General features: G+C 72.1%; 17 protein-coding genes. 12 read left to right on the top strand and 5 right to left on the bottom strand.

The features are described 5' to 3' along the window. The first annotated feature begins 42 nt into the window (after positions 1-42). The 7 genes from ABZ470_RS05480 to ABZ470_RS05450 all read left to right on the top strand — a co-directional run bounded on the left by ABZ470_RS05480 (position 43) and on the right by ABZ470_RS05450 (position 8666). Positions 43-900, top strand: a complete 858-nt coding sequence (locus ABZ470_RS05480) for an LLM class flavin-dependent oxidoreductase (RefSeq protein WP_352009887.1) — start codon at positions 43-45, stop codon at positions 898-900. An 87-nt stretch (positions 901-987) separates the two neighbouring features. Next, on the top strand, positions 988-2586 hold the full coding sequence (locus ABZ470_RS05475) for an MFS transporter (protein ID WP_362910147.1): 1599 nt from the start codon (positions 988-990) through the stop codon (positions 2584-2586). 303 nt (positions 2587-2889) lie between these two features. Continuing rightward, positions 2890-4326: an ABC transporter substrate-binding protein gene (locus ABZ470_RS05470; protein ID WP_362910145.1), complete on the top strand. Its 1437-nt coding sequence runs from the start codon at positions 2890-2892 to the stop codon at positions 4324-4326. Further along, complete coding sequence (locus ABZ470_RS05465) at positions 4323-5282, top strand: ABC transporter permease (protein WP_352009884.1); 960 nt, start codon at positions 4323-4325, stop codon at positions 5280-5282. The genes ABZ470_RS05470 and ABZ470_RS05465 overlap by 4 nt, the downstream gene beginning before the upstream one ends. Then, positions 5279-6124 (top strand): ABC transporter permease, encoded by an 846-nt coding sequence (locus ABZ470_RS05460; RefSeq protein ID WP_352009883.1) that lies wholly within the window; start codon positions 5279-5281, stop codon positions 6122-6124. The genes ABZ470_RS05465 and ABZ470_RS05460 overlap by 4 nt, the downstream gene beginning before the upstream one ends. After that, positions 6121-7788, top strand: a complete 1668-nt coding sequence (locus ABZ470_RS05455) for an ABC transporter ATP-binding protein (RefSeq protein ID WP_362910143.1) — start codon at positions 6121-6123, stop codon at positions 7786-7788. The genes ABZ470_RS05460 and ABZ470_RS05455 overlap by 4 nt, the downstream gene beginning before the upstream one ends. Next, entirely contained in the window at positions 7785-8666 is an 882-nt protein-coding gene (locus ABZ470_RS05450; RefSeq protein WP_352009881.1) for a glutathione S-transferase C-terminal domain-containing protein, read from the top strand. Before ABZ470_RS05455 ends, ABZ470_RS05450 begins: the two co-directional genes overlap by 4 nt. A 110-nt stretch (positions 8667-8776) precedes the next feature. Here the strand turns inward: ABZ470_RS05450 and ABZ470_RS05445 are convergent, their stop codons facing one another. Beyond that, entirely contained in the window at positions 8777-9025 is a 249-nt protein-coding gene (locus ABZ470_RS05445; protein WP_362910141.1) for an acyl-CoA carboxylase epsilon subunit, read from the bottom strand. 14 nt (positions 9026-9039) lie between these two features. Then, positions 9040-10551 (bottom strand): acyl-CoA carboxylase subunit beta, encoded by a 1512-nt coding sequence (locus ABZ470_RS05440; protein ID WP_352010170.1) that lies wholly within the window; start codon positions 10549-10551, stop codon positions 9040-9042. Between the two features lie 269 nt (positions 10552-10820). Between ABZ470_RS05440 and ABZ470_RS05435 the strand changes: the two genes are divergently transcribed. After that, positions 10821-11429, top strand: a complete 609-nt coding sequence (locus ABZ470_RS05435; protein WP_352009879.1) for a response regulator transcription factor — start codon at positions 10821-10823, stop codon at positions 11427-11429. On the opposite strand, the gene ABZ470_RS05430 is transcribed toward ABZ470_RS05435, so the two are convergent. From ABZ470_RS05430 to cofD, 3 genes are all read right to left on the bottom strand, one after another. Next, complete coding sequence (locus ABZ470_RS05430; protein WP_362910138.1) at positions 11394-12314, bottom strand: histidine kinase; 921 nt, start codon at positions 12312-12314, stop codon at positions 11394-11396. The genes ABZ470_RS05435 and ABZ470_RS05430 overlap by 36 nt on opposite strands. 380 nt (positions 12315-12694) lie before the next feature. Further along, entirely contained in the window at positions 12695-14014 is a 1320-nt protein-coding gene (locus tag ABZ470_RS05425; RefSeq protein WP_362910136.1) for a coenzyme F420-0:L-glutamate ligase, read from the bottom strand. After that, entirely contained in the window at positions 14011-14976 is a 966-nt protein-coding gene (cofD, locus tag ABZ470_RS05420) for a 2-phospho-L-lactate transferase (protein WP_352009876.1), read from the bottom strand. Before cofD ends, ABZ470_RS05425 begins: the two co-directional genes overlap by 4 nt. A gap of 261 nt (positions 14977-15237) precedes the next feature. On the opposite strand from cofD, the gene ABZ470_RS05415 reads away from it, so the two are divergent. The 4 genes from ABZ470_RS05415 to ABZ470_RS05400 all read left to right on the top strand — a co-directional run bounded on the left by ABZ470_RS05415 (position 15238) and on the right by ABZ470_RS05400 (position 22186). After that, positions 15238-17247 carry a hypothetical protein gene (locus ABZ470_RS05415; RefSeq protein WP_362910134.1) on the top strand — a complete coding sequence of 670 codons (2010 nt, stop codon included), beginning with the start codon at positions 15238-15240 and terminating at the stop codon, positions 17245-17247. Positions 17248-17476: 229 nt separating this feature from the next. Beyond that, the gene (locus ABZ470_RS05410; RefSeq protein WP_012888122.1) at positions 17477-17737 is read left to right on the top strand and encodes a WhiB family transcriptional regulator; all 261 of its coding nucleotides are present in this window, start codon (positions 17477-17479) and stop codon (positions 17735-17737) included. Positions 17738-17915: 178 nt separating this feature from the next. Then, entirely contained in the window at positions 17916-20777 is a 2862-nt protein-coding gene (locus ABZ470_RS05405; protein WP_362910132.1) for a glycosyltransferase family 2 protein, read from the top strand. Next, positions 20774-22186, top strand: a complete 1413-nt coding sequence (locus ABZ470_RS05400; protein ID WP_362910130.1) for a DUF5719 family protein — start codon at positions 20774-20776, stop codon at positions 22184-22186. Before ABZ470_RS05405 ends, ABZ470_RS05400 begins: the two co-directional genes overlap by 4 nt. The last annotated feature ends 509 nt before the right edge of the window (positions 22187-22695 follow it).

Here is a 22695-nt window from a genome sequence, read left to right as displayed (position 1 = left end):
GACACCTCACCGACACGACAGCACGAGAGGAATCACACCCGCATGGACATCGGTATCGGGCTTCCCGGGCACGCCCCCTGGACACAGGGCCGGGCCCTGGTCGACTGGGCGCGCCGGGCGGAGGAACGCGGCTTCTCCACGCTCTCCGTCAGCGACCGCCTGGTCTGGACGACGCCCGAACCCCTGATCACGCTGGCCGCCGCGGCCGGGGCCACCTCCCGCATCCGGCTGCTCACCAGCGTGCTGCTGGCGCCGCTGCGGGCCAACCACGCGCTGTTCGCCAAGGCCGTGACCACCCTCGACCAGCTCGCCGGTCCCGGCAGGCTCCAGCTCGGCCTCGCCCCCGGGCTGCGGGACGACGACTTCACCGAGGGCGGCGTCGACTACGCCACCCGGGGACGGCAGTTCGACCGGCTGCTCGACCGGCTGGCCGGGGTCTCCCGGGGAGAGGACCCGGTCGGCCCCCGCGCCGCGACGGACGGCGGGATCCCGCTGCTGTTCGGCGGGCACTCGGAGGCGGCCCTGCGGCGCATCGCCACCCGGGGCACCGGGTGGATCGCCGGCGACGCGACGGTCGAGGGGGTGCGGGAGTTCACGCCCGGCCTGGCCAAGGCCTGGGCGGACGCGGGCAGGCCGGGCGCCCCGAGGGTGGTCGCGACCGTGATGTTCGCCCTGGGACCGGACGCCCGCCGGGCGGTCTCGGCCGCCATCGAGCCCTACTACGCCTTCGCCGGCGAGGAGTACGCCTCCTACGGCGCCTCGGCGGCGCTCACCACGCCCGAGCAGATCACGACGGCGGTCGCCGGGTTCGCCGAGATCGGCGTCGACGAGCTGATCTTCGCGGGCAACGACCCCGACCCCGCCCAGGTCGACCTGCTGGCCGACACGATCGGGCTGTGAACCCGGGGGCGTGAGGACCGCCCCCATCCCACGCGGACCGTCGCGGCGCGGCGGCCTTCCGGACGAACTCGACGAAGGGATCAACCGATGGTCGCCGCTGCACCGGCGCGCGCAACCACGCGCGACTGGCTCGGCCTGGCGGTGCTGGCACTGCCGACGGTCGTGATCGCGATCAGCATGACCGTGCTGAACCTGGCCGTGCCCAAACTGAGCGCCGACCTGCAGCCCGACAGCACGCAGCTGCTGTGGATCATCGACGTCTACGGGTTCGTGATCTCCGGATTCCTGATCACGATGGGCAACGTGGGCGACCGCATCGGCCGCCGCAGGCTGCTCATCTGGGGGGCGGGCGCGTTCGGCCTGGCCAGCGCGTTCGCCGCCCTCGCCCCGAACGCCGAGCTGCTGATCCTGGCGCGGGCGCTGATGGGCGTCACCGCGGCGACCCTGATGCCCTCGACGATGTCGCTGATCCGCACCATCTTCGAGGACCCGCGTCAGCGCGCGGTCGCGGTCAGCGTCTGGATCTCCAGCTTCACCGCGGGCGCCGTGCTCGGCCCGGTCGTCGGCGGGGCGCTGCTGGAACGGTTCTGGTGGGGGTCGGTGTTCCTGCTGGCCGTACCGGTGGCCGTGCTGCTGGTCGTGCTCGGCCCGATCCTGCTGCCCGAGCAGCGCGACCCGGAGCCGGGACCGCTGGACTTCCTCAGCGCCGGGCTGCTGCTGGCGACCGTGCTGGCCGTGGTCTACGGGCTCAAGCGGATCGCCGCGGCCGGGGTGAGCCTGCCCGCCGTGGCCGTCACGGTCGCCGGGGTGGCCGTCGGTGTGGTCTTCGTCCGGCGGCAGCGGGTGCTGCGCGACCCGCTGCTGGACACCAGACTGTTCGCCAACCGGGCCTTCACCGCCTCGCTGGGCACGACCGCCCTGGCCATCGCGGCCTCCGCCGGCATGCAGTTCTTCATCAGCCAGTACCTGCAGACGGTGCTCGGGCTGTCGCCGCTGCGGGCGGGCCTGGTGGTCGTGCCCAGCGCGGTGGCGAGCATCACCGGCACCATGCTCGCCCCGGTGCTCGCCCGCCGGATCCCCAGGGCCTACCTCATGGCGTTCGGGCTGGCCCTCTCGGCCCTGGGCATGGGGGTGCTGACACAGGTCAGCGCGGACGCCGGGGTCGGGATCGTGGTCGCGGCCACCGTGATGACCTCGCTGGGGTTCGGGCCGACGCTCGCGCTGGGCAGCGACCTGGTGCTCGGCTCGGTCCCCGTACGGCAGGCGGGGGCGGCCTCGGCGATCTCGGAGACCGGCTCCGACCTGGGTCTCGCCCTGGGCATCGCGGCCATCGGCAGCGCCGGGATGGCCGTCTACCGGGGAGAGGTGGCCGGGAACCTGCCCCGGGGCCTGCCCCCGCAGGCCGTCGCCGCGGCCCACGACACGGTGGGGGCGGCCTTCTCCGCCGCGGCGCGGCTGCCCGGTGAGCTGGGCGAGAGCCTGCGCCTGGCCGCGGGGCAGGCGTTCACCCACGGGCTGCGGCTCGCGGCGGGCATCGGCATGGTCACCGTCTTCGGGCTCGCGGTCGCGGTGGTCCTGCTGCTGCGCGGTGTACGGCCCGCGGACGCCCATGGATCAGAGCAGTCGGATAAATCGGAGAAGCCCGAATTAGTAGAACATCGCGCCGAAGCACCTGACATGTCATGAAAAGAAGGCTACATTTCCTACCAGGAAGATATGTAATGTGGACGGCCGGCCCCGAGCCGGTTCCTGGCACGCACTACCCGTAAAGGTGCTGACGGAGTGTACTTGACCGGCAGATTCGCGCCTCCCGCGTTGCTGCTCATCACCGCCCTTGCCCTCTCCTCATGCGGCGCCGCCGCTGAAAGTGACACGAAATCCACCAAACCGGTCAGCGGGGGAATTCTTCGCTACGCGGTCAATACCGAACCGAGTAATCTCGACCCGCACGCGAGCCCCTCCGACATAACCGCCGTTTTCACTCGGCCCGTGCTCGACTCCCTGGTCTCCCTGGACCCCAAGGGCGGGGTGCACCCCTGGCTGGCGACGTCATGGCAGGTCTCGCCGGACGGGAAGAGCTACACCTTCGAACTCCGCAAGGACGTCACCTTCAGCGACGGCACGCCGTTCGACGCCGCGGCGGTGAAGGCCAACCTCGACCACGTCGTCGACCCGAAGACCAAGTCCGAACTCGCCGCCGGGCTCATCACCCCCTACAAGGGGACCGAGGTGATCGGCCCGCACACGGTGCGCGTCGACCTCTCCCGGCCGCACTCCCCGCTGCTGTCGGCCCTGTCCACCCCCTACCTCGGCATCCAGTCGCCCGCCTCGCTGAAACTCGGCGCCGACGCCCTGGCCAGGAAGGTCGTGGGCTCGGGGCCGTTCGTGATCGACGCCTTCACCCCGCGTCAGGGCATCACCTACCACCGCAACCCGAAGTACGCCTGGCCGCCGCGGGGCACCGCGCACACCGGCCCCGCCTACCTCGACAAACTGGAGTTCAAGGTCCTGCGGGAGGACTCCGTCCGGGTCGGCGCGCTGACCAGCGGCCAGGTCGACGCCATCGGAAGCGTCCCCCCGGTCAACGTCAGCCAGGTCAAGGCCGACTCCAGACTCTGGCTTGAGACCCGTCAGGCCCCCGGCGGCAACTACAACTACTACCCGAACACCGCCAAGGGCGTCTTCTCCGACGTCCGCGTACGGCAGGCCTTCCGCGCGGCGATCGACCTCAAGACGATCATCGGCAAGCTCTACTTCGGCGTCTTCCAGCCCGCCGCGAGCCCCATCGCGCCCAGCACCTTCGGCTACGACCCCGGCACCGAACAACTCGGTGGATACGACCCGCAGGCGGCGGCGAAGCTGCTCGACGAGGCCGGGTGGACCGCCCGCGACGCCCAGGGCTACCGGACGAAGAACGGCGAACGGCTGACCGTCCGGTGGATGTTCGTCAAGATGATCGCCCGCGAGCAGCGCGCCGTACTGTCCGAGCAGGTGCAGGCCGAGGCCAGGAAGGCGGGCATCGACGTCCAGTTCCTCGACGTCACCCCGAGCAACTACGCGCCCATCGCCCTGCGGGGCGACTACGACCTGTCCGACTACAGCTGGCAGCGGGTGGACGCCGACGCCCTGCGCGACCTGTTCGCCTCCGCCAACATCCCCAACGACCAGGGCGGCTCGGGGGCCAACGCCTCCCGCTACTCGAACAAGGACGTCGACGCCTGGCTCGACCAGACCCTCGACACCGTCGACCCGGCCAAGCGCGCCGAGCTGTACGCCAAGGTGCAGCGCAAGGTCGTCGAGGACGCCGCGGTCTTCCCCGTCTACACCTTCAACTACGTGCTCGGCGCCGCCAAGAGGGTGCACGGCGTCACCTGGGAGGCGCAGGCCTACCCGAGTTTCTACGACGCCTGGGTCGCCGCGCGATGAGCGGGACCGTCCCCGGCCTCCGCCACCGGCGCCGCCTGCGCGCGGCGCTGGTCAGGCTGGCCACCTCACTCCTGGTGATCTGGGGGGCGGCCACGGTCTCCTTCGCGGCCCTCCAGCTCACCCCGGGCAGCGTGGCCGACGCCCTCGTGGGAACCTCGATCGTCTCCCCGCAGGTCAAGGCGCAGATCATCGCCGACTACGGGCTCGACAGGCCCGTCCTGACGCAGTACCTCTCCTATCTCGGCATGGTCGTCAGGGGCGACCTCGGCCACTCCTACCAGCTCAACGAGTCGGTCGGCACGGCCATCTGGTCGCAGCTGGGCGCCTCGCTCCAGCTCACCGCCGCCGGGATGGGGCTGGCTCTGGTGCTGGCGACGGTGCTGGCGCTGCTGACCGCCAAGCGCTCCCGCTGGATCCGCGGGGTCTCCTCCGGCGCCGAACTCGTCGGCACCTCCGTGCCGATCTTCTGGGTGGGCATCCTGCTGCTGACGGTCTTCTCCTTCCAGCTCGGCTGGTTCCCCGCGGCGGGCGGTGACGGCCTCGCGGGGCTGGTCCTGCCCGCGATCTCCATGGCCCTGCCCGTGACGGCCCTGCTGGCCCAGGTCATGCGGGAGGGACTGGAACGGGCGCTGGACGAGCCGTTCGTGCTGACCGCCCGCGCCCGCGGCATGTCCGACGCCGCCGTACGGCTCAGGCACGCCCTCAGACACGCCCTGCTGCCGGTCGTCACCCTGGCCGGATGGCTGTTCGGGCTGCTGCTCGGCGCCATGGTCGTGATCGAGCAGGTCTTCTCCAGACAGGGACTCGGCACGCTCATGCTCGGCGCCGTCACCGGCAAGGACCTGCCGGTCGTGATGGGCGTCACGCTGCTCACCGCGACCGTCTACGTCGTCGTCAACGCCCTGATCGACCTGCTCTACCTGGTCATCGACCCCAGGCTGAGGGAGGCCACATGACGGCCGTCACCCTGCGGGCCGCGACCCGTGAACGACCCGGCGTCCGGCCGGGCGTCTGGGCCGCGGGCATCGCGCTCTCCCTGATCGTCCTGGCCGCCGTGGCGCCCGGCCTGCTGACCGACGGCGCCCCCCACGAGTCGGACGCGCTGATGGCGCTGCAACCTCCGGGGGAGGGCCACCCGTTCGGCACCGACGCCATCGGCAGGGACGTCTTCACCCGCATCGTGTACGGCGCCCGCCAGTCGCTGCTGGCCGGGGTCGGCGCCACGGTGCTCGCGGTGGGCGCGGGCACCCTGCTCGGGCTGCTGGCCGCGCTCGGCGGGCGGGTCGCCGACGAGATCATCATGCGGCTGACGGACGTGACGCTGTCGCTGCCCACCCTGCTGCTGGCCCTGCTCGTCCTGACGATCACCGGCCCCGGCACCCTCAACTCGATCTACGCCATCGCGCTGTACACGATGCCCAGCTACGCCCGGCTGGTCAGGGTGCAGACGATGGTGATCCGCCGCTCGGGCCACGTGGAGGCCGCGACCTCGCTCGGCCTCACCCGCAGCCGGATCGTCCTGCGTCACATCCTGCCCAACGCCTTCGCCCCGCTGCTGGTACTGGCCACCATCGAGGTCGGCACCGCGCTGGTCGCGGCCTCCTCGCTCAGCTTCCTCGGGCTGGGCGCCAGGCCGCCGGCCCCCGAGTGGGGGGCGATGCTGGCCGGCGGGCGGGACTACTTCTCGGTCGCGTGGTGGGTCGCGGTCTTCCCTGGCGCGGCCGTCACGCTCACCGTGCTGTCGATCACGGTCGTCGGACGCGCCCTGCAGCGGCGCCTTGAGGGGAGGGACCGATGAACGGTGACCCGCTGGTCGAGGTTGAGGACCTGACCGTGTCCTTCGGGGCGATCGAGGCCGTACGGGGAGTGTCCCTGGCGGTGAGCCCCGGCGAGTGCGTGGCGATCGTCGGGGAGTCCGGCTCGGGCAAGAGCGTCACCGCCCGCAGCCTCATCGGGCTCACCGGAGAGGGCGCCACCGTCGGCGCCGCCCGGCTGCGCGTCGGCGGGCAGGACGCCCTGGCGTTCGGCGAACGGCAGTGGCGTCAGGTGCGCGGCACCGGGATCGGCTACGTCCTGCAGGACGCGCTGGTCTCCCTCGACCCGCTGCGGCCGGTCGGCAGGGAGATCGCCGAGACGCTCAGGCTGCACCGCGCGGTGCCGCGCGCCGAGATCGACGGGCGCGTCATCGAGCTGCTGCGCGAGGTCGGGGTGCCCGAGCCCGAACTGCGGGCCGGGCAGTACCCGCACGAGCTGTCCGGCGGCCTGCGCCAGCGGGCGCTGATCGCCTCGGCCATCGCCTGCGACCCCGAGCTGCTCATCGCCGACGAGCCGACGACCGCGCTCGACGTCACCGTGCAGGCGCAGATCCTGCGGCTGCTCGACGAACGGCGGCGGGCGGGCACCGCGCTGCTGCTGATCAGCCACGACCTGGCGGTCGTCGCGCGGCTGGCCGACCGGGTGCTGGTCATGAAGGACGGGACGGTGGTCGAGGAGGGGCCGACCGGCCGGGTCCTCACCGCCCCGTCCCACCCCTACACCCGGGCGCTGCTGGCCGCCATCCCGGGAGAGCACAGCAGGGGCACCCGCCTGTCGGCGACGTCCGGGCACGTACGGCCCGAGCCGCGCCGTGCCCCGGGGGAGGTGGTGATCGAGGCGCGCGGCCTGGTCAAGGACTTCCGTGGGCGGCGCGCCGTCGACGAGGTCTCCTTCGAGCTGCGCGCGGGTGAGACGCTCGGACTGGTCGGCGAGTCGGGGTCGGGCAAGACGACCGTCGCCAGACTGGTGCTCGGCCTCCTCGAATCCGACGGCGGGCAGGCACTGGTCGAGGGCAGGACCTGGGGGGAGATGACGGCACGGCAGCGCCGCGAGGCCCGCCGTCACGTCCAGGTGGTCTACCAGGACCCGCTCAGCTCCTTCGACCCCCGCTTCAACGTCAGGCGCATCCTCGACGAGGCGCTCATGGTCGGCGGAGTGCCCCGCGCGGAACGCCGCGACCAGGCCCTGCTACTGCTCGACCAGGTCGGGCTCGACGGCGGCGTGCTGGAACGCCGCCCCCGGCAGCTGTCGGGAGGCCAGCGGCAGCGGGTCGCCATCGCCCGCGCCCTGGCCCCGCGGCCCCGGGTGCTGGTCTGCGACGAGCCGGTCTCCGCCCTGGACGTCTCGGTGCAGGCGCAGGTGCTCGACCTGCTGGCCGACCTGCAGGCGGAGCTGGGGATGGCCTACCTGTTCGTCTCCCACCACCTGGGCGTCGTCCACCACGTCAGCGACCGGGTCGTGGTGCTCAAGGAGGGCCGCGTCGTCGAGACCGGCGACGTCGGCCAGATCTTCACCGCGCCCCGGGCCGACTACACGCGCGAACTGCTGGCCGCGATCCCCAAACTCGACCGGCCGTCCGAACAGGCGGGTACGGCCCACCTCGTCCCGGCCGCCCGGCCCCGACCAACGACGGAGGCAATCCAGTGAACGGTTCCGCGCTGAAGGGACGTGTCACCGCCGACGGCTCAAGCGGTTACCCCGCGGAGCCCGGCCGCTACCACCTCTATCTGGCCTGGTCGTGTCCCTGGGCGCAGCGGACGGCCATCGTGCGCGACCTCAAGGGTCTGCGGGAGGTCGTCACGCTGTCCTACGTCGAGGACGACCTCGGCGCCGAGGGGTGGACCTTCGGCCCCCGGCGCGGCCCCGACCCGGTGAACGGCTTCGGCCGCCTCAGGCAGGCCTACGAGGCGACCGTGCCCGGCTACGACGGCCCGGTCTCGGTGCCCGCGCTGTGGGACCGGGTGACCGGCGGCCTCGTCAGCAACGACTACGCCGCCATCACCGTGGACCTCGGCACCCAGTTCGAGGAGTGGGGCGACCCGGAGGTCCGGCTCTACCCGCCCGAGCTGCGCGCGGAGATCGACAGGCTCAACGCCTACCTGCACGCCGACCTCAACGGCGGCGCCTGGGAGGTGGCGATGACCACCACCCAGAAGGGGTACGAGGCGGCGCGCGGGCGTGTCGTCGCCGTCCTCGACCGGATGGAGAGGCGCCTGGCCACCCGCCGGTTCCTGTTCGGGGACACGATCACCGAGTCCGACGTCTGGCTGTGGCCGACCCTGGCCCGCTTCGACCTCCTCGACAACCCGCTCGGGAAGATCAGCGAACGGAGCCTGAGCGACTTCCCGAACCTGTGGGCCTACGCCCGCGACCTGTACCAGCGGCCCGCCTTCCGCGACACCACGGACTTCGGGACCTTCCGCAGGGACCGCTCCTCGATCCGCAGGCCGGGTCCGGCGCGGATCGAGGTCGAACCGGTCGAGGCGGACTGGGAGCTGCCACACGGCCGCGACTCGGTCCTGTGAACGGCACGCCGCGTGTCTTCGGCGGGGCCCGCCCGCGATCCGGTCCTGTGAACGGCGCGGCCGGGCCGTTCACGCCGCGTGTCTTCGGCGGGGCCGTCCACGGTCCGGTCCTACGGGTGGCGGGACCCCCGGGGAAGCCCCGCCCAGGAGGGGTGCTCACCGGAGGCCCAGGAGCCGGGCGGACGGTAGCCGTCCAGCCCCTCCGACCATGGGACGGGCCGTGAGGCGCCCTCGCCGGGCGGTGTGGCGCCGGGTGTGCCCCGCCTGCCCAGCGCGAGCAGCACGACGGCGAGAGCGGCGAGCTCCTCGGCTCCCGCCTCGCCCCGGACGACCAGGATCGGCGTCGCTGTCATCGTCATCGTCACCGTCGGCGTCACTGTGGCTGGTTTCCGTGCTTGCGCGAGGGCAGCACCCGGTGCTTGCCGCGCAGCATCGCCAGGGCGCCGATCAGCGCGGAGCGGGTGTCGGCCGGGTCGATGACGTCGTCGACGAGGCCGCGTTCCGCCGCGTGGTAGGGGTGCATCAGCTCCTGGCGGTACTGCTCGGTCCGCAGGTCGAAGACCGCCTTCGGGTCCTCGGCCGCGGCGATCTCCCGCCTGAAGATGACGTTCGCGGCGCCCTCGGCGCCCATCACCGCGATCTCGTTGGTCGGCCACGCCAGCGACAGGTCGGCCCCGATGGAGCGCGAGTCCATCACGATGTAGGCGCCGCCGTACGCCTTGCGCAGGACGAGCTGGACGCGGGGGACCGTGGCGTTGCAGTAGGCGTAGAGCAGCTTGGCGCCGTGCCTGATGACGCCGCCGTGCTCCTGGTCCGTCCCGGGCAGGAAACCCGGGGTGTCGACCATCGTCACCAGCGGGATGTTGAAGGCGTCGCAGAACTGGACGAACCTGGCGGCCTTCTCCGAGGCGTCGATGTCGAGCACCCCGGCGAGACTGGCGGGCTGGTTGGCGACGATGCCGGTGACCTGCCCGTCCAGCCTGACCAGCGCGCACACGACGTTCGGCGCCCACTGCTCGTGCAGCTCCAGCATCTCGCCGTCGTCCACGATCTCCTCGATCACCGCCCGCATGTCGTAGGCGCGGCCGGTCTCGACCGGGACCAGGTCGAGCAGCCGTTCCACCCGCCGGTCCGGCGGGTCGGCGGGCGCGAGGACGGGCGCGGACTCCCGGTTGTTGGACGGCAGCAGCGACAGCAGGTACCTGACGTCCGCCAGGCAGGTCTCCTCGTCGTCGTAGACGAAGGAGCCGACGCCGGAGCGCGCGTGCACGTCGGCGCCGCCGAGTTCCTCGTGGGTGACGCTCTCTCCGGTCACCGTCTGGACCACGTCGGGGCCGGTGATGAACATCTGCGCCACCCCGCGCACCATGAAGACGAAGTCGGTGAGCGCGGGGGAGTAGGCCGCGCCCCCGGCGCAGGGGCCGACCACCACGCTGATCTGCGGGATCACCCCGGAGGCGCGGACGTTGCGCTGGAATATCCCGCCGTAGCCCGCCAGCGCCGTCACCCCCTCCTGGATGCGCGCGCCCGCGCCGTCGCACAGCCCGACGATCGGGGCGCCCGTCGTCTCCGCGAGGTCCATCACCTTGTGGATCTTCTCGGCGTGGGCCTCGCCGAGGGCGCCGCCGAAGATCCGGAAGTCGTGCGCGTAGGCGAAGACCTTGCGCCCGTGCACCCGCCCCCACCCGCACACCACGCCGTCGGTGTACGGCCTGCGGTCCTCAAGGCCGAAGCCCGTCGCGCGGTGCCTGCGGAAGGCCTCGATCTCGGTGAAGGTCCCCTCGTCGAACAGCAGCCTGAGCCGTTCCCTGACGGTCAGCTTGCCCTTGGCGTGCTGCGCCCGGGAGGCCTGCTCGCCGGGCCCCACCCTGGCACGGGCCCGCATCCACGTCAGCGCGGCGACGCGCTCGCGCATCGGAGAGGCGGGGCCCGTGGTCACGGGCTCGGGCGGTTCGTGCGTGACGGTGCTCATCGACATCCCCCTCGGCGGCTCGGCCTCCGGCGTGCGTTCGACCGGGTCCCAGCATGGCCGGAGCCGATCGAGGAACACTTGAACCAGCCTCGCACCCGACCTATTTGGTGGGATATGACGGCTTTTAAAGCGCTACAGGTGGATTTTTCGCAGAAAAGCGGCACACCAGCCAAGGGGGCGTAGTGATCCGAGTCCTGATAGCCGAGGACGTCAACATGATCCGGGGCGCACTGGTGGCCCTGCTCGAACTCGAAGACGATCTCAAGGTGGTCGCCGAGGTCGGCGACGGCGACCGGATCGTCTCCGAGGCCGTACGGCACCGGCCCGACGTGGCCCTGATCGACGTGGGCCTGCCGGGACTCGACGGCATCAGCGCCGCCAACAGGCTGCGCGAGACCCTGCCCGGATGCCGCACCCTCATCCTCACCGGCCTGGGAAGACCGGGGACGCTGCACCGCGCCATCGAGGCGAAGGTCTCCGGATACGTCCTGAAGGACGCCCCGCCTGAGGAACTCGCCCACGCCGTACGGGCGGTGGCCGACGGGCAGCACGTCTTCGACCCCAAGCTGGCGCTCGCCGCGTGGAACGACGGGGCCAACCCCCTCACGCTGCGCGAGGCCGAGGTGCTCAGGATGGCCGGGTCGGGGGCGGGAGCGCGGGAGATCGCCGCCCGCCTGTCACTGTCGCCGGGGACCGTGCGCAACTACCTCACCGCCATCGTCGGCAAACTGCGCGCGCGCAACCTCATCGACGCGCTACGTCTCGCACAGGAATCGGGGTGGCTCTCCTGACGTCCGCTCGGCCGGGGCACTGGAGGAGCCCGGAGAGCCAGGGGAGCCGGGGGAGAAGGTATCCCTGGGGATCGCGACCTCAAGGACGAACCGGCCGCCGGAACGGGCCGCGGAGAAACGGCCGTTGACCGTGGCGACCCGGGACGCGAGGTTGGCCAGCCCGTTGCCGTCCTTCGCCGGGCGCCAGGGGCTGCCCGGCGCGCAGTCGTTCGCCAGGACCATCGTGACCGCCTCGCCCGTGGACCGGACGGAGACCTCGCACCACCGGCCGGTGCCGTGTTTGAGGAGGTTGGTGACGCCCTCGCGCAACACGATCGCCAGGACGGTCCCGGTGTCCGGGTCGAGAGGCTCGGGGGAGATGTCCGCCTCGACCCTGATGCCCAGGCCGGACAGCGTCGAGAGCACCGAGTCCAGTTCGTCCCGCAACGACATCCTGCTGTGGTTGTGCGAGAGCTCGCGGACGTCGGCCAGAGCCTTGCGTGAGATCTCGATGATCTCCGAGAGCTCCTCCCTGACCCGGGGGGACTCCGCGGGGGTGATCCGCCGGGCCAGCTCGCCCTTGAGGGCGATCGTGGAGATCCCATGGCTGAGCAGGTCGTGCAGGTCGCGGGCGATCCGCTCGCGCTCCTGCGCGATGGCGGCGGCGCACAACAGCTCCGCCCTGGCCGCCTCAAGGGCCGTCCGGTGCCCCCGCCACCTGACCAGGGCGTCTCCCAGCCGCCTCAGGGTGAGGAAACCGATCCCGGTCGCACCGGCGACGGCCAGCGCGACGACCCCGCCGAGCAGCAGGTCCTCGCCGAAACTCGCATCGAGGACACGGCCACCCCAGAAACCGCACTGGGCGGCGATCAGGACCGTCGCGAGCGAACGCAGCCGTGCGGGCATCCGACGCGGAGCATCTGACCTTGCGATTTCTTCCATCGTCACACTCCAAAGCACATGCTGGGGCGTCGACTGCAACGGATACGTAGATCAGCGGTCCATAGCAACTGTACGAGGGCCGTGCCCGGGGCCGCTCCGCGCCGCCACGGGGCCGCCGGGCGGCGGGGACGCGCTCGCAGGAGTGACGTCGTGGAGGAGTGGGGCCGGGCGCCGGGGGCGGACTCCACCCCGCGAGGGCGCCGCCGTACGGGGAGACCGGGCCGGTCCCGCGCGACCAGGGCGGGCCGTCGCGTCAGCCCGTGGGCCGGGCCCGGTCGTCCGCGGAGAGTTCCCCGGCGGGGGGTGCCCAGGAGGGGGCTGGAAACCGGGGGACGGTGAAAGGTTCAGCGGACGACGATGAAGTCGTCGGCCTTTCTCGGGGCGCGGTCCCTGGGCGGGGCCGCGGGGCGGCCGACGGCGACGGCGCCCATCGGGTCCCAGTCGCCGGGCAGCCCGAGCACCTCGCGGACCACGTCGCGGCAGAACATCGTCGAGGAGACCCAGGCCGAGCCGAGCCCCTCGACCGCGAGCTGGACCAGGAGGTTCTGCACCCCGGCACCCGCCGCGACCACGAACATCTCCCGCTCGGCCGCGTTGCGCCGCTCGTCGCGGTAGGTGTGCGAGCCGTCCGTCACCAGACAGGGCACCACCAGGTACGGCGCGCCGCGCAGCACCTCCCCGCGCGCGACCCGCCTGGTGATCGCCTCCTCGGAGAACCCGTCCCCCCGGAGGTCGGCGATCCACGCCTCCCGCATGGCGTCCAGGAGCTTGGTCCTGACCTCGGGCGACTCAAGAAGGACGAACCGCCACGGCGTGGTGTGGTGCGGGGCGGGGGCGGCGATCGCGGCCTCCACGGCCCTGCGGACCTTGGCGCCGTCGACGGGCTCGGCGGAGAAGGAACGCACGGTCCTGCGGGAGAAGAGCACGTCCCGCGAGCCGTACCGGAACATGTCCTCCTCCGACGGGCGGACCAGTTCGCGGACGCCGGGGCCGTCCTCCTGGGTGGTGTACTCGGCCATCCCCCTGATCACCGCCACCGGGGTCTGGGCGAGCTTGCCCTTGACCAGGTCACCCGCGGCGGCCAGCTCGTCGGCGACTGCGGTCAGGGTGACCTCAAGAGCGTTGCCGTGGTCGTCGGACATGCCCCGGTAGTCGAGGATGGGGGTCACCCCCGCCACACCGATCGCCACGTCCGTCTGGCCGTTGCGCCACGGGCGGCCGAAGGTGTCGGAGACGATGACGCCGACCGAGACGCCGAGCCTGCGCCGTACGCTCTCCCGCACCGCGGTGGCGGAGGCGTCGGGGTCGACGGGCAGCAGCACGACGGTGCCCGTCTCGGTGTTGGAGGCGTCGACCCCGGCCGCGGCCATGACGAACCCGTGCGTGGTCTGCGCGATCACCGTCTCGCCCCAGCGGGCCACGACCCGGGTGGTCTCGGCGGCGATGGCCTCGGCCCGGGTGATGCCTCGCCTGACCCGCCCCTCGGCCTTGCTGGAGATCTTGGAGGTGACGACGAGGATGTCGCCGTCACGCAGGTCGGGCACGGCGTCCGCGATCAGCTCGCCGACGTCGTCGCCCTCCCTCACCTCGGGGATGCCGGGGACGGCGAAGATCTCCAGCCTGGCGTCCTGGGAGCCGGCCCTGGTACGGCGGACCCTGCTCATCGGGCCTCCCCGTCCGAGCCGCCGGTCCCGGCCAGGGAGACGGCAAGGTCGAGGGCGGCCCGCGCGATGTCGGCGGCGGCCTCGACGTCGTGCATGATCAGGGGACGGGCCTCGACGCGCACGCCGTCGAGGGCGACCCCGGCGTCCTCCTCGGCGACCAGCCAGCCGTCGATCAGCGGCGAGCCGTACAGGTCGAGGACCGCCTGGGCGGTGGTCTCCACGCCGATCGCGGTCAGGCAGGCGTCGGCCATGCCGCGTACGGGGGCGCCGCCGACGATGGGGGAGACGCCGACGACCGTCTTGGCCTCAAGGGCCTCGCGGATGCCCTTGATCTGCAGGATCGTGCCGATGCTCACCACGGGGTTGGAGGGGGGCAGGATCACCACGTCGGCCTCGGCGACGGCCTGGAGCACGCCGGGGGCGGGACGGGCCTCCTCCGCGCCGACGAGGATGATCCGCTCGGCGGGGACCGAGGCGCGCAGCCGTACCCACCACTCCTGGAAGTGGACGGCCCTGCGGCCTCGCTCGTCGGAGATGACCACGTGGGTCTCGGCCCTGTCGTCGGTCATCGGGATCAGCCGCACGCCGGGCTGCCAGCGGGCGCACAGCGCCTCGGTGACGGCCGACAGGGGGTATCCGGCGGAGAGCATCTGGGTGCGCACGATGTGCGTGGCGAAGTCACGGTCCCCCAGGCCGAACCACTGCGGTTCGACGCCGTAGGCGGCCAGCTCCTCCTTGACGACGTGGCTCTCCTTCTGCCTGCCCCAGCCCTGCTCCTCGTCGATGCCGCCGCCCAGGGTGTACATGACGGTGTCCAGGTCGGGGCAGACCTGCAAGCCGTACAGGGTGATGTCGTCGCCGGTGTTGCCGATGACGGTGATCTCTGAATCGGGGACGGCGGAACGGAGGCCGCGCAGGAAACGGGCACCGCCGATCCCACCTGCGAGGGACACAATGCGCATGCGGTCCAGTGTTCCACTGCCGTACCGGTCCCGCCCTGATGGGGTATGGGAGCGTTCGTCAAGGGGGCGGGACGACTTGTCTTGATCGTTATGCACGGCGTCTTCGCTGGCAGCGTGATCTTCAGGGCTGCCCGAAATATGTCCGAATAGGATGCTATGTAGTACTTATGGGATAAGTGGGCTTGCTGGGACTCCAGACACCTAAGTCGGCCATGTGCAAAACTTGCCCCGGGTTTACCTGAGAACCCTTTGGGAGTAATCGTGATCAATGCGGAAGCGGGCAGGCTCAGGGAGCCGGCCGCGTGGCTCATGATCGCCGTAGCGTCCACGGGCGTTCTCGTCGATGTCGAGCGGCTGCTGTTCGGTACATCGCTCGGAGGGTCCTTCGCGTTTCGCGCGGCCGGCCAGGTGGGCGGACTCACCTCCCCGGTGACCACCGCGCTGCTCGTCGGCGCCGTGCTGCTGGCGGCAAACGCGGGCCCGGCGATCGCGCGGCTGAAGCTCATGACGCAGATCGCGGTCGGCACGCTCGGCCTGGCCGCCCTGTTCGGCACGGTCGGCCTCTTCGGCGGCCTGTTCGCCGGTGAGACCGGCCTCATGGAGAAGGTCGAGTTCCTCCTCGTCAGCCTCCCCACCCTTGGGCTGACCGGCCTCGCACTGGCCTATCTCCTGCCCAGGATGGCCGCCGCCGGGCCCGCGCGGAAGGAACCGGTCTTCTCCCACGGCCAGGCCTTCCCCACCCCGCAGCCCGGCGCGCACTCCGTTCCGCAGCCCGGCGCGCAGCCCGGTGCGCCCTTCCCGGGGGCCCACCCCCAGGAGCAGGTCCCGCAGCACGGCTTCCCGCCCCAGGAGCAGCACGGCTTCCCGCCCCAGGAGCAGCACGGCTTCCCGCCCCAGGAGCAGCACGGCTTCCCGCCGTACGACCAGCAGGGCGCGCCGCAGGGGGTCAACGTCCAGGAACAGCCCCCCGCGCACGGCCGGCCGCCGCACGAGCAGGTCCCGCCGCAGTACGAGCAGGCGGCCCGCCCCCAGGAGACGGCCCAGCACGGCTTCCCGGCCCAGGACCAGGGTGGCCATGGTTTCGCGGCTCAGGACCAGGGCGGTCACGGCTTCCCGGCCCAGGACCAGGGCGGTCACGGCTTCCCGGCCCAGGACCAGGGGAGCCACGGGTTCGCGCAGCAGGCTCCGCCCGCCCCCGCGAGCAGGCCCGCGCACAGCCAGCCCGCCCTTCCCCCCGGCCCGGCCGCCGCCGCCGAGGCGTACGGCGCCGAGGGATACGGCGAGAGGTACGGCCAGGACCTGCTGACCCCGCAGACCGGCTCCCACGCATCCCCGGCCCCCTCCTACGGCGCCGCGGAGTCCTACAACGATTCCTACGGTGAGTCCTACAACCCGGGGCCGTACGTCCCGGCGGACGTCCAGCCTCCGGCGCCGTCCTACGACCCGCCCGCCTACGACCAGTCCGGTTACGGGCCGAGGACGGAGCCACAGCCGCAGCCACAGCCACCGTCACAGCCGCAGGCCCCGTCCTACACCGACGCCTACGCCGACCCCCAGCCGTCCGCCTACCCGCCGCCCGCCGAGCCCCAGGCCACCGGGTACGGCCAGAAGGCCGGGCAGTTCCACGGCGCCGACTCCTACGGCGGCCGCCCCGAACCGCAGGCGGCCTCGCCGTACGGCTCCGACAGCGAGCCGCGGCTGACGTTCGACGCGCAGGGACAGCACTCCTTCCCGCAGCCGCCGGACAACTACGGCCAGCCGTTCACCGGCTACTCCGGCTCCGAGTACGTCCGCCAGACCGAGCCGAACCTGCACTACCCGGCGCCCGACCCGGTCGACCCCCGCTCGCAGCAGATGGCGCAGGCCTACCAGCAGGCGGAGAACTACCAGCAGTCGCAGGCGGGCACACCGGAACCGCAGCTGCGCGTCCCCGAGTACACCTCGAACCCCCAGACCCCCCAGCAGGGCGGAAACTACGACAACCTCGGGTACCCGCAGGCGCAGCCGTACCAGCAGGGCGGCGGCCAGTGGGAGGCCCCGGCCGAGATGACGCTGAGGTTCGACCCCGCCGCATACCAGGGCGACCCGCTCAACGGCCCGAGCCCCTCGGGGCGCTCGTGGGACTCGCAGCCCCCCATCGACCCCACCGCGATTTACAAACCGGAGCGCTCGACCCAGGTAACGGGAGAGGAAAGTCCGGACAGAGAAAGGGTGGGTCCCGGTCAGGAGCAGAACATGTCCTGGTACGGTTCCGACCGCCGAGAGCACTGAAGAGCCAGGCGATCGTCACGGGAGACCGGGGTGAACGCCGTATTTGGCAGTAGGACGATCCACTACCGGGGAGAGCAGGTCTTTCCCCGGATACCGGCATGCCGCTTGACGTCACACAGGCCACGCGCGTGTAATTACACACGTGTTGTTACGCCTTCCCGCTGGTGGGTAAGAGGGGAGGCGTTCATAGGGGGGCTCCATTTGCGGGCAGGCGGCAGGGAGGTGTGCAGTGGCCGACCTGGTCATCGCACAGGACAGCATCGCTGAAGAGCAGCTTGGTTGGCAGGAACGCGCGCTGTGCGCGCAAACCGACCCCGAGGCGTTCTTCCCCGAGAAGGGGGGATCCACTCGGGAGGCCAAAAAGGTCTGCCGCTCGTGCGAGGTGCGTGCCGAATGCCTTGAGTACGCTCTGGAGCACGACGAGCGGTTCGGGATCTGGGGAGGGCTCTCCGAGAGGGAGCGCCGCAGGATCAAGCGCGAGGCGGTCTGAGCGGACGATTGACGCGCTCACCGGGGGCCACGGGTTCACGGAGAGTGCTTGATCATATATCGACGGAGCATGTGGCCGACCGGCCACATGCTCCTTTTTTGGTGCATCAGGCATACCTCAACAGAGGGTGCCGTATCGTGGTCGCGCCGATCATCAGCCCTTCCTGAACACGGGACGCATGTCCAGCACCGACTCCCCCCGCCCCAACCACACCGTCACCGCGATCGTCGTGGCCCACGACGGCGCACGCTGGCTTGGGGAGACCCTCGCCGCGCTGCTGCGGCAGACCCGCCCCATCGACCGGGCGGTCGGGGTCGACAACGGCAGCAGGGACGGCAGCGCCGCGCTGCTGACCGGTACCCTCGGCCGCAACGCCGTGCTCACGCTGCCGCGCTCGACGAGCTTCGGCCAGGCCGTGGCCGAGGTCCTCGACCGGCTCGGGCCCTCTGAGGGAAACGAGTGGCTGTGGCTGCTGCACGACGACTGCGCGCCGGACGACGGCGCCCTCGAAGCCCTGCTGAAGGCCGCCGACGACGACCCGGGCGCGGCCGTACTCGGCCCCAAGCTCCGCGACTGGCTCGACCGGCGGCTCCTGCTTGAGGTCGGCGTCACCGTGGACCTGCGAGGACGCAGGGACACCGGCATCGAACCCCGCGAGTTCGACCAGGGCCAGTACAGCGGCGCCAGGGACGTGCTCTCGGTCTCCACGGCCGGAATGCTGGTCCGCAGGGACGTCTGGGAGGAGGTCGGCGGCCTCGACCCCTTCCTGCCGTTGTTCCGTGACGACCTCGACCTGTGCTGGCGGATCAGGAGTGCCGGATACCGGGTCCGCAACGTCACCCAGGCCGTCGCCTGGCACGCGGAGGCGGCCGGCAGGCGCCGCCGCCGCATCACCGTCAGCGGCGACCACCCCCGCCGCCTCGACCGCCGCAACGCCATGTTCGTGGTCATGGCGAACCTGCCCGCGCGGTCGCTGCCGTGGGCGCTGCTGCGCAACCTCTTCGGCTCGCTGGTCAGCACACTGCTGTTCCTGCTGGCCAAACAGCCCGCCGACGCGCTGGACGAGGCGCTCGCGCTCGGCTCGATCCTCAGGCACCCGGGCAGGCTCGTCAGGGCCAGACGCGTCCGCGCCGCGGGCAGGAGACGCGGCGGCGCCGCGGCGGCCAGGCTGCTCACCCCGCCGGGTGCGGGCTACCGGCGGCTGGCCGACCGGTTCCAGGGCTACCTGGCGGGCAACGGCCTCGTCGAGTCGGCGGGACGCCACCACGCCGCGACCCCCGTCCAGGAGGACGGGGAAGAGCTGCTCACCGACGACGTCGGGGCGACCCGGCGCCTGTTCGGCAGTCCGGGCATGGCGCTGTTCCTGGTCCTGGCCGCCGTCACGCTGGTCGCGGAACGCGGCCTGCTCGGCGGCTCCCGGCTGGGCGGCGGCGCGCTCGTCCCCGTGATCGGCGGCGCCTCCGACCTGTGGGACCTCTACACCGAGGGCTACCGTCAGGCGGGACTCGGCGGTGACGGGTGGGCGCCGCCGTACGTGGCGGTGCTCGCCGGGCTGTCCACGGTGCTGTTCGGCAAACCCTGGCTCGCCGTGACCGTGCTGCTGCTCGGCTGCGTGCCGCTGGCCGGGCTCTCCGCCTACACCGCGACCAGGGCGATGATCCCGGGCCGCTGGACCCGCGTCTGGCTCGGCGCCTCCTACGCGCTGCTGCCCGTCGCCACCGGGGCGATCGCAGCCGGGAGACTCGGCACCGCCGTGGTCTTCACGCTGCTGCCCTGCTACGCGGCGCTGGCCACCAGGATGCTGACCGCCGACCCGCGCCGGGCGCGCCGCGCCGCCTGGGGACTCGGCCTGCTGCTGGCCGTCGGTACGGCCTTCGCCCCACTGATCTACCCGCTCACGCTGGTCCTGGGCGCGCTGGCCGCGCTGGCCTTCCCCCGCAGGGGACTGACCGGCTCGGTCGTCATCGCCTTCGGCGTCCCGGTGGCGCTGCTGCTGCCCTGGCTGGTCCAGGTGGTCTCCACCCCCGGCCTGCTGCTGCTCGAAGCGGGCCTGCACCGGCCCGAGCTGGTCGACGCCGCGCTGCCCGCCTCCTCGCTGCTGCTGCTCAGCCCCGGCGGCCCGGGGATGCCGCCGCTGTGGGTGACGGGCGGCCTCATCGCCGCCTGCCTGGCCGCGCTGCTGATGCGCCGCGACCGGACGGTCGTCGCCGTCGGCTGGGGCGTCGCGCTCTTCGGCACGCTGGTCGCGATCCTGGTCAGCAGAACCCCGGTCACCTCGCTGAACGCCGACACCCGGGCCCCCGCCTGGCCCGGCGTGCCGCTCGCCCTCGCCGCGATCGGCATGCTCGTCGTCGCCGCGCTCACCGCCAACCGCATCGCCGACCTCAGGAAGGCGGGCGGGCCGCGCAGGGCCGTGGCGGTCGCCATCGTCGCCGTCGCGTTCTCGACCCCGGTCCTCGCGGCCGGAATGTGGATCACCAGGGGGGCGGGCGGCCCCCTCGGCGGTGACGTCGGCGACGTGATGCCCGCGCTGGCCGCCCTCAACTCCGGCGGCGGCGAACGGACCCTGCTGCTGCGCGAGAAGGACGGCGCCCTGGCCTTCACCGTGCTGCGGGGCCGTACCCCGCTGGTCGGCGAGGCCGACATCCCCACCCCGCCCGGCCCCAGGGAACGGGTCGCCGTCGCCGCGGGAGGGCTGGCCTCGGGCAGGGGCGGTGACGACGCCGACGTGCTCGCCTCCTACGGCATACGGTTCGTCGTGGTCGTCCCGCCGGTGACCGAGACGATCAGCCACGCCCTCGACTCCCAGCCCGCCCTGGCCAGGATGAGCCTGTCGCGTGCCATAGGCGTGTGGCAGCTGACCCAGCCGGTCACCGTGCCCCCCACCCCGCAGGACGACCCCTGGCACGGCCGCTGGCTGTGGGCGCAGGCCGTACTGCTGCTGGTCGTCTCCGTCCTGGCCGCCCCGGCCTCACGCGGCGCCGACAGTCAGATCCGCACCGAGGTCCCCGAGCCAGGCAGGGAGCCGTCCAGCCGATGAAGTCCCTGATCGAGAACCGGTTCAGCCTCCTCGCACTCGTCCTGGTCGCCCTACTGGCCCTGTACGGCGTCGCCTCCGCGACCAGGCCCGCTCCCGAGGCCGAACCGGCCAAGGGCCTCAGACGGGTCCCCGTCGCCTCGGTGACGGTCGTCTGCCCCGACCCCGGCGACACCGACGCCGCCGTCGTCACCCCGCCGGGCGGCCAGGACGCGGGAACCGCCACACTCGTCACCGGGGACACCACGGTCACGGCCCTGCGGACCCCCGGCACCCTCTGGCACGAGAAGATCCCCGCCAAGTCGGCCCCGCTCGTCGTGACCGCCAAGGCGAACATGGCGGCGGGCCTTGAGGCCTCCCAGACCCGCAGGGAGACCTCGGGCAGGCACCGCGGGCTGGCCGGAGTGCGGTGCGTCGAGCCCGCCGCCGACACCTGGCTGGTCGGCCCCGGGCCGGCGGCGGCCGACGTCACGCTCTACCTCGCCAACCCGGGACTCGCCCAGGCGACCGTCGAGCTCACGGTCTACGCGGGGGAGGGGCCGGTGGTCTCCGACTCGGGCGACGTGATCACCATGAAGCCGGGCGAGACCAGGGCGATCGACCTCAAGGACGTCGCGCCCTCACCGCTCGTCATGGCGGTCGGGGTACGCACCGTCTCCGGCCGGGTCACCGCGGCGGCCCGGGCGATCATGCACGGCGGAAAGGGCGTGGACTGGCTGCCCGCCTCGGCCCCTCCCGCGACCCGCGTCGTGGTCCCCGCCGTCCCCGGCGGAGGCGGCACCCGCCAGCTGCTGGTCGCCTCGACCGCCGAGACCGACACCCTGGTCGAGATCAAGGCGATCACCTCGGACGGGACCTACGCCCTCAAGGGCAAGGAGGTGCTCGAAGTGCCCGCCGAGTCGGTCGCGACCCTGGACCTGTCGAACGCCGTGGACGACCGGTCGGCCGCCCTCGTGCTGACCTCGGAGGCCCCCATCCTCGCCGGGGTGACGGTAACCGGGACCGGCAAGAAACCCGATGTGGCCTTCACCGCCGGAGCAGCCCCCATCGACCTGGGCAGCGTGGTCGCCGACAACCACACCGGCGGGGACAAGGGCGCGAGGCTCGTGCTGAGCGCGCCGGAGACGGCAGGCAAGGTGAGCGTGCGGGTCCTGCCACGCAAGGGAAAGGCACCGGAACCGTTCGAGGTGGACATCCCCGCCGCCCGCACCAAACAGGTGAGCCTCCCCAAGGTCGACGGCCCCTTCGGGGTGCTGGTGCTACCGGTGGAAGGATCGGGGCCCGTGTACGGCGGGCGGGTGATGGACGAACGAATCAAGAAGGGCCTGGCCCTGACCGTCCAACCCCTCGCCGCGGCCCGAGTGTGGGCTCTGGTGCCACCTACGACGGAATCGATGGGGGTGGTGTTGTGACTCCTTGCTCCGCCTGTTGTGACTTTTTGCTCCGCCTTCGGCGTCGCGGGCTTGGGCGCCTCGGGTCGGTGCTTTCCCTCGTCGTTCGTCCGCTTCGCTCCTTCGCTCCTCAGTCCAAGCGTCGGCGCGCCCGAACCGGGTCTCCTTGCTCCGCCTTCGGCGTCGCGGGCTTGGGCGCCTCGGGTCGGTGCTTTCCCTCGTCGCTCATCCGCTTCGCTCCTTCGCTCCTCAGTCCAAGCACCGACGCGCCCAAGCCGGGCACTCCTCACACACGGCGCCGGTAGGGCACGAGGGCAAAAGCTTCACACCGGGAGCTGGTAAGGCAGGGGGCCGAAACCCTCACACTTGGGGGCGGTAAGGCACAAGGGCAAAAGCCTCGTGTGCGGTGCCGGGAGTGGTCGGGTTCTTTGGGGGAGTCCGCTCTTGGCGCCGGGGTGAGTTCCCTGGGGGTCGTACTCGGGGGAACCTGGGGTGGCGTGGGGCGGGGGTGGTGAGGTAAGGGAGATCTG

Origin of the sequence: Streptosporangium sp. NPDC020072 (assembly GCF_040631445.1) — a bacterium.
GTDB lineage: Bacteria > Actinomycetota > Actinomycetes > Streptosporangiales > Streptosporangiaceae > Streptosporangium.
Note: the sequence above shows the minus strand (reverse complement) of the source record. Positions and strands in the feature narration are given on the sequence as shown.